This window comes from Parapedobacter defluvii, assembly GCF_014642075.1.
In the GTDB taxonomy this organism is placed as follows: domain Bacteria; phylum Bacteroidota; class Bacteroidia; order Sphingobacteriales; family Sphingobacteriaceae; genus Parapedobacter; species Parapedobacter defluvii.
Window position 1 is genome coordinate 162,716 of record NZ_BMIK01000003.1, and the last position, 12,166, is coordinate 174,881.

General features: G+C 44.8%; 14 protein-coding genes. 9 read left to right on the plus strand and 5 right to left on the minus strand.

The annotated features are described in order from the left end of the window. Window positions 1–57 precede the first annotated feature (57 nt). Both IEX60_RS07175 and IEX60_RS07180 read right to left on the minus strand, forming a co-directional pair. Entirely contained in the window at window positions 58–600 is a 543-nt protein-coding gene (locus IEX60_RS07175; protein WP_188748957.1) for a helix-turn-helix domain-containing protein, read from the minus strand. 168 nt (window positions 601–768) lie between these two features. Further along, window positions 769–1,344, minus strand: coding sequence for a YciE/YciF ferroxidase family protein (locus IEX60_RS07180; RefSeq protein WP_188748960.1), 576 nt, complete (start codon window positions 1,342–1,344; stop codon window positions 769–771). Between the two features lie 385 nt (window positions 1,345–1,729). Here IEX60_RS07180 and IEX60_RS07185 point away from each other — a divergent pair, with 385 nt between their 5' ends. From IEX60_RS07185 to IEX60_RS07205, 5 genes are all read left to right on the plus strand, one after another. Beyond that, the gene (locus IEX60_RS07185; protein ID WP_188748962.1) at window positions 1,730–4,912 is read left to right on the plus strand and encodes a chemotaxis protein CheB; all 3,183 of its coding nucleotides are present in this window, start codon (window positions 1,730–1,732) and stop codon (window positions 4,910–4,912) included. Between the two features lie 3 nt (window positions 4,913–4,915). Next, on the plus strand, window positions 4,916–5,278 hold the full coding sequence (locus IEX60_RS07190; protein WP_188748964.1) for a response regulator: 363 nt from the start codon (window positions 4,916–4,918) through the stop codon (window positions 5,276–5,278). 1,094 nt (window positions 5,279–6,372) lie between these two features. Then, window positions 6,373–7,017 carry a hypothetical protein gene (locus IEX60_RS07195; protein WP_188748966.1) on the plus strand — a complete coding sequence of 215 codons (645 nt, stop codon included), beginning with the start codon at window positions 6,373–6,375 and terminating at the stop codon, window positions 7,015–7,017. Window positions 7,018–7,373: 356 nt separating this feature from the next. Continuing rightward, a complete protein-coding gene (locus IEX60_RS07200; protein WP_188748968.1) occupies window positions 7,374–7,922 on the plus strand; it encodes a dihydrofolate reductase family protein in 549 nt (182 codons plus the stop codon). 35 nt (window positions 7,923–7,957) lie between these two features. Then, window positions 7,958–8,404 carry a zinc-binding dehydrogenase gene (locus IEX60_RS07205; protein ID WP_188748970.1) on the plus strand — a complete coding sequence of 149 codons (447 nt, stop codon included), beginning with the start codon at window positions 7,958–7,960 and terminating at the stop codon, window positions 8,402–8,404. A 29-nt stretch (window positions 8,405–8,433) separates the two neighbouring features. On the opposite strand, the gene IEX60_RS07210 is transcribed toward IEX60_RS07205, so the two are convergent. After that, a complete protein-coding gene (locus tag IEX60_RS07210) occupies window positions 8,434–9,294 on the minus strand; it encodes a glycerophosphodiester phosphodiesterase (protein WP_188748972.1) in 861 nt (286 codons plus the stop codon). A gap of 167 nt (window positions 9,295–9,461) precedes the next feature. Between IEX60_RS07210 and IEX60_RS07215 the strand changes: the two genes are divergently transcribed. The 4 genes from IEX60_RS07215 to IEX60_RS07230 all read left to right on the plus strand — a co-directional run bounded on the left by IEX60_RS07215 (window position 9,462) and on the right by IEX60_RS07230 (window position 11,377). Then, complete coding sequence (locus tag IEX60_RS07215; RefSeq protein WP_188748974.1) at window positions 9,462–9,785, plus strand: ArsR/SmtB family transcription factor; 324 nt, start codon at window positions 9,462–9,464, stop codon at window positions 9,783–9,785. 2 nt (window positions 9,786–9,787) lie between these two features. Then, complete coding sequence (locus tag IEX60_RS07220; protein ID WP_188748977.1) at window positions 9,788–10,255, plus strand: SRPBCC domain-containing protein; 468 nt, start codon at window positions 9,788–9,790, stop codon at window positions 10,253–10,255. A 140-nt stretch (window positions 10,256–10,395) separates the two neighbouring features. Continuing rightward, window positions 10,396–10,800: a DoxX family protein gene (locus tag IEX60_RS07225; protein WP_188748978.1), complete on the plus strand. Its 405-nt coding sequence runs from the start codon at window positions 10,396–10,398 to the stop codon at window positions 10,798–10,800. A 10-nt stretch (window positions 10,801–10,810) separates the two neighbouring features. Then, window positions 10,811–11,377, plus strand: a complete 567-nt coding sequence (locus IEX60_RS07230; protein WP_188748981.1) for a DUF4256 domain-containing protein — start codon at window positions 10,811–10,813, stop codon at window positions 11,375–11,377. Here the strand turns inward: IEX60_RS07230 and IEX60_RS07235 are convergent. Together IEX60_RS07235 and IEX60_RS07240 are read right to left on the minus strand one after the other, a co-directional pair. Beyond that, window positions 11,366–11,731 (minus strand): DUF488 domain-containing protein, encoded by a 366-nt coding sequence (locus IEX60_RS07235; RefSeq protein WP_188748983.1) that lies wholly within the window; start codon window positions 11,729–11,731, stop codon window positions 11,366–11,368. The two genes, IEX60_RS07230 and IEX60_RS07235, sit on opposite strands and share 12 nt — an antisense overlap. Window positions 11,732–11,738: 7 nt before the next feature. Continuing rightward, the gene (locus IEX60_RS07240; RefSeq protein WP_188748984.1) at window positions 11,739–12,128 is read right to left on the minus strand and encodes a group III truncated hemoglobin; all 390 of its coding nucleotides are present in this window, start codon (window positions 12,126–12,128) and stop codon (window positions 11,739–11,741) included. Window positions 12,129–12,166 lie beyond the last annotated feature (38 nt).

Below are 12,166 nucleotides of genomic sequence, written 5' to 3' on the forward strand. Positions count from 1 at the left end.
AAGATGCGGTTTCGGAATGCATAAACGTTACATCATCGCGGAAATAAGTTGCACCATTCACACATTTTCCAAAGCGATCCGTTTCTTTTGATGTTTCAGCTTCTTATAAAATGTCGGGGTTAACCCGGTGATCCTCTTAAACTGATTGGAAAGATGGGATACGCTGCTGTAATCCAATTTATAGGAAATCTCGGTTAGGGATAGTTCGTCGTACAGTAGCAATTCCTTTACTTTTTCAATCTTGTGCAGGATGATGAATTGCTGTATGGTCATGCCTTTCACTTCTGAAAAGACATTGGCCAGATAGGTATAGTCGTAGCCGAGCAGTTTGCTGATGTGTTTGGAATAATTTTCCTTTGGCCATTCGTCGATATGGTGTACCATGGTGACGATGGCATTCTTAATCTTTTCAATCAAGATGCTTCTTTTGTCGTCAAGTAATTGCAGGCCGATCAATAGTAACCTTTCCTTCAGTTGCTGAAGTTGTTCATCTGTGAGGTCCTGGCGAATCTCTACCATTCCCAAATCCACCGAAACATCGTGTAGGCCAAGCTTGCTTAGTGCCTCCCTGACCATCAGCCTGCACCTGTGGCTGACCATGTATTTGATATACAGTACCACTAAGATATGGGGATGAAACGTTGCATGGAAGCTATTTTATGATGCAAATAGGTGTTGGAACCTGTCACATGGGCAAACAAAAAAGAAGCTGTCCCGCCATTAACTGGGACAGCTTTTTCTGCAATAAGCACTAGACCTGTCCGGATTTTACTCGCTTGCGGCCTGTTTGTTGACAAAGTTTTCAGCAATCGCTGTCAGTGCCATATCCGTTGCCTTCTCGTTGTCCAAGGTATCCTGCAACAACTGTTCCACGTCGGAATGCCCCATGACATGGGCAAATGTCCGTAAACTACCATAAGTCGCGATCTCGTAGTGTTCCACTTTCTGGGCAGCGATGATGAGTGCCGCATCACGTACAAGCGTACCCTTATCCGTGTCGTCAATGATACTCTCCGCCTCTTCCAGCAAACCCGCCATGGCCTCGCATTTTTTAGCGGCCGCCCGTTCATCGAGCAGTCCAAATACCTGCTCCAATGCCGTGATATGGGTTTCTGTTTCGCCGGTATGCTTTTCAAATGCCGCTACCAATTCCTTGCTCGTGGCCGCTTTCTTCATTTTGGGCAAGGCTTTCATCAGGTGCTTTTCGGCCCAGTAAATGTCTTTGAGTTCATCCACAAAAAACTTATGAAAATCAGAGTCTTCCATCTTGCCCGTCTTTCCAGTAGGTTTAGCTGATTTGCGGGCAGCCTCTAGGGTGCCCGTTGCTTTTCCATTCGTTTGCATGTTCTTTTATTTTAATCATCTTTATTAATGATCGTACATTTAAATAACTGTCCGCAACGCCATTTGTTTACCGCCAGTCAATATATATTTTTCATCATCGTTGGCACGATACCACCAGCAGCAGATTACCCTAACAGACCTATCCATTGGGTCTTGGTTGTCGAAATAAAATTTTGATTTCCAGTTAATTTACACTATTTTTACATAAAGGGAAGCACAAAAAGGCAACTATCTCCACACTTCCCGTTTGGTTATTCTTGAAAGTCATCCAAATGAAAGGCCTCGCTGTAGAACTAGCGGCCATGACTCACCTCGAAAACGCGAACACGCCCCACTTTTGATTCACGAAATAGGTTGCTTTATTGCACCCTGATCACCAATGAATATGGCAACAACAATCCCCGATTACATCATTGCCATTGGCGCGTCCGCCGGTGGACTGGAGGAAATCAATACATTCTTCGACCATACGCCCCTTGACGGGGTTGCGTATGTCATCGTCCAGCATTTATCCGCAAACTTCAAAAGCCGCATGGTCGAAGTGCTGTCGAAGCACAGCAAGCTGGCCGTCATGGAAGCCGAAAATGGAATGATGGTAAAAACCAATGAGGTATACCTCATTCCCAACAACAAGTTCATGACCATCCGTGGTGGACGTTTGTATTTGGAGGGCAAAGAAGATATCGCCGGGCCGCACCTCACCATCGATACGTTCTTCGGCTCCCTCGGGGCGGATATTGGCCCCAGGGCAATCGGTGTCGTCCTGTCGGGGTTGGGTTCTGATGGCACCCAAGGCAGTATGACCATCAAGAAATCCGGGGGGATGGTCCTCGCCCGCAATCCGGAAAACTCCAAATTCGGCAGCATGCCTTCCAATGTAATTGCCACCGGGTTGGTCGATCAGGTACTGGATCCCGAAAAAATGCCGAAAGCCATCGAGCAATACGTAACACATCAGCTCAGCAAAAAAACAGACCATCAGGCGAATGAAAAACATCTCATCGACATCGCCGACCTAATCAAGGAACACTCCTCGCTGGATTTTACTGATTACAAAAGGACCACACTCATGAGGCGGGCACTGAGGAGGGCCGCGCAGAACAACTTCGAGTCCCTGGAAAACTATGTGGAATTCCTGCGGAAAACACCGCAAGAGGTGGAAATCCTGGCCAAGGATTTCCTGATCAGCGTGACCTCGTTTTTCCGGAACATGGAGGCATTTGCTTTCATAAAAAGCCAGGTATTGCCCGATATCCTGGAACGGCTGCCACCAGGGGAACCGTTGAAAATGTGGGTAGCGGGTTGCGCTACCGGCGAGGAAGCCTATTCCCTGGCCGTATTGATCGCTGAGCAAGATACATGGGATCCCGAGCGAAACCCCGTGAAAATTTTTGCCACGGATATTGACGAAGAGGCATTGCTGCGCGCCGGGAATGGCGAATATCCCCAGGATATCGAAAAAGATGTGTCCGCGGACCGATTGGAAAAATTTTTTATAAAAAAAGACGACCATTACAGGGTCTCTCCAGCGATACGGAAGATGGTCATCTTCGCGAAGCACGATCTGAGCAAAAATCCACCCTACTGCAACATGGATTTCATCAGTTGCCGTAACCTCTTGATCTACATGAACCCATCCTTGCAGGAAAGGGTGTTCAACATGTTCCTATTTGGCCTTAAAATGCAGGGTTATCTATTTTTGGGCGCCAGCGAAACCCCCGTCCCCATTAGCTCTTCCTTGGAGGAGACACATAAAAAATGGCGGATATACAGAAACCTCAAGGCCCGGAAATCAGTATCCCTTGACATGCTTGTTTTGCCCGAAATGCCCGGGCAACAACGGACAAATGGTCTGGTCAGGGAAGAAAACCCCATCAATTCCAACCAAGGCCTGCTTGAGCTCATGCACCACGAATTGGCGTCCCAAATGGACTACCTCGTTGTCTGCCTCGATGACGAACATCGGGTGCTGAAATCCTATGGCGATTCGTCCAAATTCCTGCACCAGGAGAATTTCAACTCGGATATCCTCACGCTCATGCCAAAACCACTTGCATTGGCATTCGGCACGTTGCATGCACGTGTCATGCAAACCAACCAGCGAGCTTCCGTAGACGGCATCGTCATCCATCATGGGGATGCACCGACGACCGTGAGCCTGTCCATCAGTCCGCTTACCCGTATTCTAGACAAGCAACGGTTTGTGGTGGCTACGTTCTGTGAAGACCGATCCAATGCATCCCTCCCTGGTAAGCGTCCGGTATTTGATGAGAAAGCGTATTACGACCAATACCTGCTGGACCTTGAAGCGCAGCTGAAAGAAGCCAAAGAAAAGCTCAAAACTGTCTACGAATTGTTGGATACCTCCAATGAAAACCTGCAATCATACAATGAAGAGCTGATTTCGGCCAACGAGGAAATGCAGAGCACCAATGAGGAAATGCAATCGGTAAACGAAGAACTCCATACCATCAATTCGGATTACGAACTGAAGAACAGGGAATTGCTCGAACTCAATGATGACCTGAATAATTATTTCCGTAGCAACATCGCTGGCCAGCTATTCGTAAATAGGGATTTATTGTTGATGAAATTTTCACCCGGTGCCATCGACCAAATGAATTTACGTGAAACCGACATTGGCCGGCCACTCCACCATATTTCAAATAACATCAAATTTGATACGATCATAGGTGATATCAAAGCGGTGATTGCCAAGGGAAACGTGTTGACCAAGGAAGTCGAAACAGCAGACAGCAAATGGTACCAAGTGATGACGATGCCGTATTTGCAGACACACAACCAGATTGCTGGGGCCATCGTTACATTCAACGACATCACCGAATTGAAAATACTGCAGCTGGAGCTGGATGAAAGGAATGAGCGTCTACAGCGCATCAATGCAGACCTGGAAAACTTCGTGCATATCGCTTCGCATGACCTCTTAGGTCCGTTGGGAAATGTCGAACTGGGCATCACCATCATGAATCAAAAAATCACCGATCCGGCACTGAACGACTATCTGGAGGTTATCAACCGATCCATAAAAAAATTCAGTTCGCTTATCAAGGATATCGGTTATGTCGCTAAAATTGAAAGTGAACCCATCACTGCCGAACATGTCGAATTGGATGAGATCATCGATCATATCGAATGGAGCTTGGAAAATAAAATCAAGCCATCAGGGGCGGTCATCCTACGGGATTTTGAAGTCAGCCGTTTCTTTTTCTCAAAAAACAACCTAAGGAGTGTGTTGTACAACCTGATTTCGAATGCGATCAAATTCAGAAGTGCACAATCCCCCATCGTCCGGATTAATACCCGTGAGGACGCTGGATACATGGTGTTGACGGTTTCCGACAACGGAATCGGGATCGCGAAAACGAATACCGAAAGAATATTCGACGTCCATGGGAGGGTCAACCAGGAGATCGAAGGTAATGGCATTGGCCTCTACCTGACCAAACGGATCGTAACCGCGGCAAAGGGGCGGATTACCGTGGAAAGTGCACCGGGAAAAGGGAGCACGTTTACCATATACCTTAAAGCTTCGGATCAACAGGATTAAACTATGGGAAAGAAAATATTGATTGTGGATGATGATGCCGAGCTGCAATTTCTGCTCGTCCAAATCCTGGGGGACGCCGGTTATGAAACCTGTAATCTCCTTCATGGCGAATCGGTGCTTGAAACCACCACCCAATTTGCCCCCGATCTGATTTTGCTTGATGTGAAGATAGGGAATATGGACGGCCGTAGCCTCTGCAAGCACATCAAACAAACCCCTGGCATGGAGGCAATCCCGATTATACTGGTATCTGCAGCTGATGGCCTTTATGTGTCGTTGGACCAAGAGGGAGGCCCCGATGACATCATCCTGAAACCTTTCGACCTTGATAATTTTTTGAAAAAGATCGCGTTTTTCTTAACGTGAAACCTTACCAGAAACCGTAGCGGGTTATCGCATGAAACCGCTTCCTCGGTGAGGTGGTCCCTAAAGATGCGACTGAAGAAAGGATGTACGTGGTGCACAACAATTAAAATAAAATATCCTGTTGTTGATAAGCGAAAAGTTCAGGGATAAGCGTAGCCTTAGTAATCTTTGCAAGGTTGAGGATGGGATGTAGGTTCAACCTTCAACTTTTCCGTGGTAACGGGAGACCTCGCCGTCGGGCAAATAACTCTTGCTAAAAAAATCTGGAGAAGTTTTATCCAATGGAGACATAAACAGGGGAGAAATCAAAAGACTAGAAAGAACTTACCTCGCTCCCAATGGCTTTGGATTATGCTTTATTTCACTTTTACTGAATTACTGAATCGTTACTCAGAAAAGAACCCCGAAAAGAACCCCCGATTTCCAAAAAACAGCCTTTATGTCACGTTAAAGCCATATTTTCAATCCCCCTACGGGCTACTTCAGGAGACACCGCATGCCGGTTGTCTCCTTTTTTATGTTAATAAAAGTCTGTGACCCAAAAACTCGCTTCGGGGTGTCTTCACGGTATTTTTGTATGGCTTTGTTATATTTGTTAAAAAGTCTGTCTTGCACTAATAAACTTGGAGATTTTGGCCGATTTAGAAAAAAATAAAAATTGAAACAGCGAGATATTTTGCAGTTTTGGAGGGATGTTGAAATCTTTGATCTCCCGATTTTAATGATGATGCTTCGGCTTTGGAAAGCAGCGACCAATTACCCTGGGTGGCACAGCACAGCCCTGCAAAAAATACTATAAATGGCGCTATACACTGATCTTTGGAAAGATCGAAAAGAAACAGATCATTGACCATCTCAACACGCTACTAAAAGTAGATGTTACTATCGTATAAATTAAATGGACATATTTTTAGTATTTGTTCATTTATTGGAAAAACATGAACATGTTTAGCTTTCCTGTCCATCTCATCGATATCGCGCACGAATCGCTAAAAACAGCTTGTTCTTTTTTGTAAGCGAAAGATTGATTATCTTTCCACCGAATTACAACCGCGACGGCTACCATTAAGATATTAGATACGAAACAGCAACATATGAAACCTATAGGCTGCCTTTTATTGCTATTAGTGGCATTTTCAATGCCCAGCTACACGCAGGAATCCCTGTCGCCCTTTCTTTTTGACGACTACCACGATGCGGTGGTACATTTTCATGGCGGACAAACATCGACTGAAAAAGTGAACTATAACCTGGTGGAAAGTGCACTTTATTTCATCGATCAGCGGGATGGGCAAGTAAAGGTAGTGGCTGATTATCGGGGTATCGACTCACTTGTCATCGTCGGGCGCACGTTTCTTCTCGACGGTAAAAATGCATTGGAAAAAGTATCGAGCAGCCCCACCATGTACATCCGATTCAACGCAAACAGTACGCTCAAACCACCTCCCGTCGCCTACGGCGGCACCAGCAAGCTTGCCTCGGTCGACGTTTATTCGACTGCCTTTTTTCAAGGTTTGGGATCGGACCGCAAAGCCAAGGAGCATGAAGTATCTGAAATTTACCACGATTACGTTATCGAGCATGGCGGAAAGCAGAAGAAGTTCTCCAACTTCAAGCAGCTCTACCGGATATATCGTGACCACAGCGAAATATTGGAGAAATACGTAGCTGATCACGAGCTGGACTTCAATGATGTAAAGGGCATCCTTGCATTATGCCGTTATGCCGAAAGCCTGTGACACGGCTATCGTTCAGCTATCTTTGGTCAAAAAAGGCCGATAGTTTAAACTGTTACTTCCCCTTTATTTTCCTCAAATACCCCTAGCTCATCTTTAATCCAGAGCAGGATGAAAACGAGGGTTACTGCAAAATTACGACAAGTATCGGATGTTTCTATGAATCGCTACATTAGAACCGAACTGTCTTAGCTTCCAATTCGGCGAGGTGTTGAACTTCACCGATGGCATTGGACTTGGCAACTGGATTGCCGGGCGCAAGCAATGGAGTACAACCTTATTTACTGAATAAAAGCGGTGCCAAGCGATTATAGACGAATTATCAACTAATTTTACGGAAACATTAAAATTTAGGACAAATGCGAAAAATATCACTTTTCATTGCAATGAGTTTAGACGGTTACATTGCAAAACCTAATGATGACCTCAGTTTCCTAAAACTTGTAGAAAAAGAAGGCGAAGATTATGGCTATGCCGAGTTTACGGATACAATAGACACCTTAATTATTGGCAGAAAAACCTATGATTATGTACTTAAAGAAATTGGTTCTTCTCATTACGATAACGGACAAAGAGATGTATATGTCATAACCAGAAATCAACGACCAAATATAGGTAGAACAACTTTTTATACCGGAAATTTGGCCGGGTTGGCTAAAAGACTAAAATCTGAAAACGGTAAAAACATTTATTGTGATGGTGGAGCAGAAGTAATCAATGAATTATTAAAGCACGATTTAATAGACGAGTTTATAATTTCGGTCATACCGGTTTTATTGGGTAATGGAACAAGACTTTTTAAGGACGGAAGACCTGAACAAACACTTGAACTCATCGCTGCAAAAACATACGATACGGGATTGACACAATTACATTATAAACAAAAAAATAAACAACAAACCCATTAACAAGGTATGGTAAAAAACAAACTAATAATGCGGGCTTGCAGAAAATACGGCACCTGGGAGCGGACGCGGTTATTGATCTAAAGCAATCCGATGAACAAATAAAAGACGCTTTTGAAGCAGAAGCAGGGAAAGGGTATGACGTTGTTCTTGACTTTCTCTGGGGGCATCCAACCGAATTGCTATTGAAAACCCTTGTTCCCAAGAAAGCAGGGTTTGCCACACACCGAACGCGATTTGTTCAGATAGGTCAATCTGCAGGCGAAAGTATTACGTTAACTGCCGAGACCCTTCGGACTTCGGGACCGGAGTTGATGGGCGTTGGTAATGTTTCTCCCGATGTTATCCCCGTAGCGGTGCAACAGGTCTGGGATTGGATACGGGAAAACAGGCTGACTATCGATATCGAAAAAATACCCTTAACAAACATTTCGGAAGCATGGCAGCGGAAGACCGAAGGAAAAAGACTGGTCATTGTGCCTTAAATACGGATAGAACAGGCGCGGACGCGCTTTCAGTTCCGAGCGATTGATTCCGGGCGACAATGCGTGGTGAGGATGCCGCCGGCTTTTCGCGCCCTATTCGTTTGAATAGCGTCTATTCCCCATCGCTGAGCACTAAGGTAATTTTTCTTTCGATCGCTTATAAACAGCAGATCCGTATATATTTTTACGTTCTTCGATTGGATTCGTTTGGCAGTGTTAGCATCCAATACTTTCCATTTCACATCGAATCCATAAGGAGCCAAATCTGCTACCTTTTTCTCCAAATCTTCCAAATTTCTCAATGCTGGTATGATACGTGCATGAGGCAATACGCTTCTCAGCCTTTTCAGGTAATCATCGCCGCCATAGAATACAGCCTCCCTATCCAAATCATAGCTTTTAAGAATACGGGCGAGTGTCTCGGGCGCAATATCCTTGCAATCTACGTATAGGTTTACACTTTTCTCGTTAGCACTATTGTATTCTGATAATAGTGTACATACCTGCTCTAATGTCGGGATGTGTTCACTTTTCGGGCTGTTCCTTTTCTTTTTCAGCCATACATCCGCTAAACTACGTATTGTATATTCCTTGAGCTTTCCATGTGCATTGGTTGTCCTTTTCAAGTCACCATCGTGTAACACCACGGGTATTCCATCTGATGTGGTCCGCACGTCTACTTCGATATAGTCAATGTCGGCACGCAGCATGCTGGCGAAGCCACTTAGTGAATTCTCCGGGTAGCCACTCGCCTTGCCGCGATGTGCCACCACCTTAGGCGACTCACATGGTATCTGCGCATGCAAGCAGGTAACACAGGCGGCAAATATTACCCAAAGAACAACTGGTTTAAAGCGGAAATAATTCTTTCTCGCAAAATCTTTTCGCACAATTTCGTTTATGGATCTATGATTACGGTTATTTTAAATACACACAAACTTACAAAAAGCTTCTCTATCTTTTAAACCGACTTAACACTTTTACAATTGCCAAAAAAATCAAAAAAATTTGCGCAGCTATTTGACTACATGTATATTTGCAGTCAAATAGCTGCGCAATGGAATTACGAAGAGATGTATTTCAGGCCATCGCCGACCCCACCCGGAGGGCAATTATCACCTTAGTTGCCTTTCAGGCCATGACACCCAGTGCAATCGCCGAGAATTTTACATCTTCCCGCCAAACGATTTCTAAACACATACAAATCCTTGCAGAATGCGAAATACTCCAGCAGGAGCAAAACGGGCGGGAGATTTATTATCAATTAAACCCCAAAAAACTAAAGGCAATTGCAGATTTTATTGAGCCATTCCGCAATTTGTGGGACGATCGATTCAACAAATTAGAAGCCGTGATGAAAAAATACCAATCAGAACAATAAGTATGGAACGAAAAACGAAAATCCATGCCGAAGAAGGCAAACAGGAATTATTTATAACCCGGGAATTTGATCTGCCCGTGGAGTTACTCTTCAGAGCGTATATAGATCCGGAGATTGTGGAACAATGGATGGGGACAAGAGTGCTGAAACTGGAAAATAAAAAGCATGGTAGCTGGCAATTTGAGACCAGCGATGCACAGGGAAATGTGGTATTTCAATCCGGTGGCGCTTTCCACGACATTGTTCCAAATCAAAAGATCATCCGCACATTTGAAATGGACAATACACCCTTTGCTGCCCAGCTTGAGTTCCTGGAGTTTGAAAAGCTCATGAACGGTACCAGCAAACTTACCATGCATATTATATTCAAGTCGGTTGCAGACAGAGACCAACTGCTCCAATTACCTTTTGCACAAGGCATCAATATGGCACACAACCGATTAGAGGAAGTTGTAATGCATTTAAAATAACATATCATGAAACCATCATGATTTATTCAATCACATAGGGGAATGAATAAACGGCTTCAGCCATCTTGAATGCCGTTGAAATCAAACACAAATGAAAAATCTGATAGCTTCATCGCCGTTAAAAAGCAAAATACACACAGATGAAAAAGCGTAATAAAATCATTTATTGGATTGCCACGGCATGGCTGTCGTTGGGAATGCTGTCGACGGGGATAGTTCAATTGATTAAGATGAAGGAAGAAGTAACCAACATCGAACAGTTGGGATACCCGGTCTACCTTCTTACCCTGATCGGCATCTGGAAAATTTTAGGGGTAATCGCCATACTCATTCCTAAATTTGCATTACTTAAGGAATGGGCGTATGCCGGTTTCTTCTTTGCGATGACAGGTGCTATCTTCTCCCATTTAGCTGGAGGGAACGGTGCGAAAGAGCTCTTTGGACCGGTATTATTATTGGTTTTGACGGTAGTATCGTGGTATTTCAGACCCGCAGATAGAAAGATAAGCCCTACCGGTGGAACCCGTAAATCCGATGAAAAATAAATACAGAATCATGAATAGCCATAAAAAAGAACTGTTGCCCGAGCAACGCGAAGAATTACTCAACGTACTGAAAACACGCTTCGAGAAAAACAGGAATCGCCATAAGGACATTCAATGGGCAGACGTAGAGGCCAAACTCGCCTCACATCCTGAAAAACTATGGGCACTCGATGAAATGGAAACAACCGGCGGCGAACCCGATGTGGTTGGCCGTGACGAAAAAACCGGTGAATATATTTTTTTCGACTGCTCGGTAGAAAGCCCCAAAGGGCGCAGGAGTCTCTGTTACGACCGCGAAGCCTGGGAAGCACGGAAACAACACAAACCTCAAAACACTGCCCTTGACATGGCTGCGGAAATGGGGATAGAAATCTTAACCGAAGAGCAATACCGGGCACTGCAGCAACTTGGAAAGTTTGACACCAAAACATCGAGCTGGGTAAAAACGCCGGCTGATATCCGGGCTCTTGGTGGTGCCATCTTCGGCGATTTCCGCTTCGGGAGGGTATTTATTTATCATAACGGAGCCGATTCTTACTACGGTGCAAGAGGGTTCCGTGGGTCGTTAAGAGTTTGAAAAACCGTGTTCAACAATAAAATCGGCAAGCACTACAGCCTGATTGTGTTTTTCATCTTTTGCGCCATATAGCAATGTGATGTGGTCTTTCTCCTTAACAAAAGAGATAAGCGTATCCATCGCATTGTTTTCCTGCAGTTCTTTCCGATACCGCTTTTTGAACTCATCCCATTTGGCAGGATCATGACCAAACCAGGTCCGCAGCTCCGTGGAGGGTGCTACTTCTTTCATCCACTGGTCCACCCGTGCATTCTCCCGTTTCATGCCCCGGGGCCAAAGGCGATCCACCAAGATACGGAATCCATCTTTTGGATCATACGGCACATAAATTCGCTTTATACTGATTTTTTCCATAGCAGCTTCATAACAGCGGCTTCGATGCATGCCGCCGGTAATATTCAATCTTGGATAAAAACATCGTGGCCATTTTTTCCGCACGCCATTTCGCTTCTTCGGCCTTATCACCCTCAAAAAGGGTGTTTACTGTTTGGCGCCACAAATCCAGCCATGCACTAAAATGTTCTTTTTTAATGGGCAACTCCGCATGCGGCGGGAATGGACCGCCGAAATAGGTATGCTCATCCAGCAAGACCGTCTGCCAAAACCGGTACATTTTGTCGAGGTGTTCGGGCCAACGGTCCTGAATGACGCGATCGAATATCGGGCCGATCAGTTTATCTTCCCGAACGTTGGTATAAAATGTATCCACCAATATCCGGATATCCGCTATCGTTTCGATATCTTTTTTCATGGGAATCTTATTTGCAAAAACATGCGCCTTTACAAATT

Bases quoted from the DNA above. Each gene is read 5' to 3' on its own strand.
- IEX60_RS07175 (WP_188748957.1), bottom strand. From the start codon at position 600: ATGGTCAGCCACAGGTGCAGGCTGATGGTCAGGGAGGCACTAAGCAAG.
- IEX60_RS07180 (WP_188748960.1), bottom strand. From the start codon at position 1,344: ATGCAAACGAATGGAAAAGCAACGGGCACCCTAGAGGCTGCCCGCAAA.
- IEX60_RS07185 (WP_188748962.1), top strand. From the start codon at position 1,730: ATGGCAACAACAATCCCCGATTACATCATTGCCATTGGCGCGTCCGCC.
- IEX60_RS07190 (WP_188748964.1), top strand. From the start codon at position 4,916: ATGGGAAAGAAAATATTGATTGTGGATGATGATGCCGAGCTGCAATTT.
- IEX60_RS07195 (WP_188748966.1), top strand. From the start codon at position 6,373: ATGAAACCTATAGGCTGCCTTTTATTGCTATTAGTGGCATTTTCAATG.
- IEX60_RS07200 (WP_188748968.1), top strand. From the start codon at position 7,374: ATGCGAAAAATATCACTTTTCATTGCAATGAGTTTAGACGGTTACATT.
- IEX60_RS07215 (WP_188748974.1), top strand. From the start codon at position 9,462: ATGGAATTACGAAGAGATGTATTTCAGGCCATCGCCGACCCCACCCGG.
- IEX60_RS07220 (WP_188748977.1), top strand. From the start codon at position 9,788: ATGGAACGAAAAACGAAAATCCATGCCGAAGAAGGCAAACAGGAATTA.
- IEX60_RS07225 (WP_188748978.1), top strand. From the start codon at position 10,396: ATGAAAAAGCGTAATAAAATCATTTATTGGATTGCCACGGCATGGCTG.
- IEX60_RS07230 (WP_188748981.1), top strand. From the start codon at position 10,811: ATGAATAGCCATAAAAAAGAACTGTTGCCCGAGCAACGCGAAGAATTA.
- IEX60_RS07235 (WP_188748983.1), bottom strand. From the start codon at position 11,731: ATGGAAAAAATCAGTATAAAGCGAATTTATGTGCCGTATGATCCAAAA.
- IEX60_RS07240 (WP_188748984.1), bottom strand. From the start codon at position 12,128: ATGAAAAAAGATATCGAAACGATAGCGGATATCCGGATATTGGTGGAT.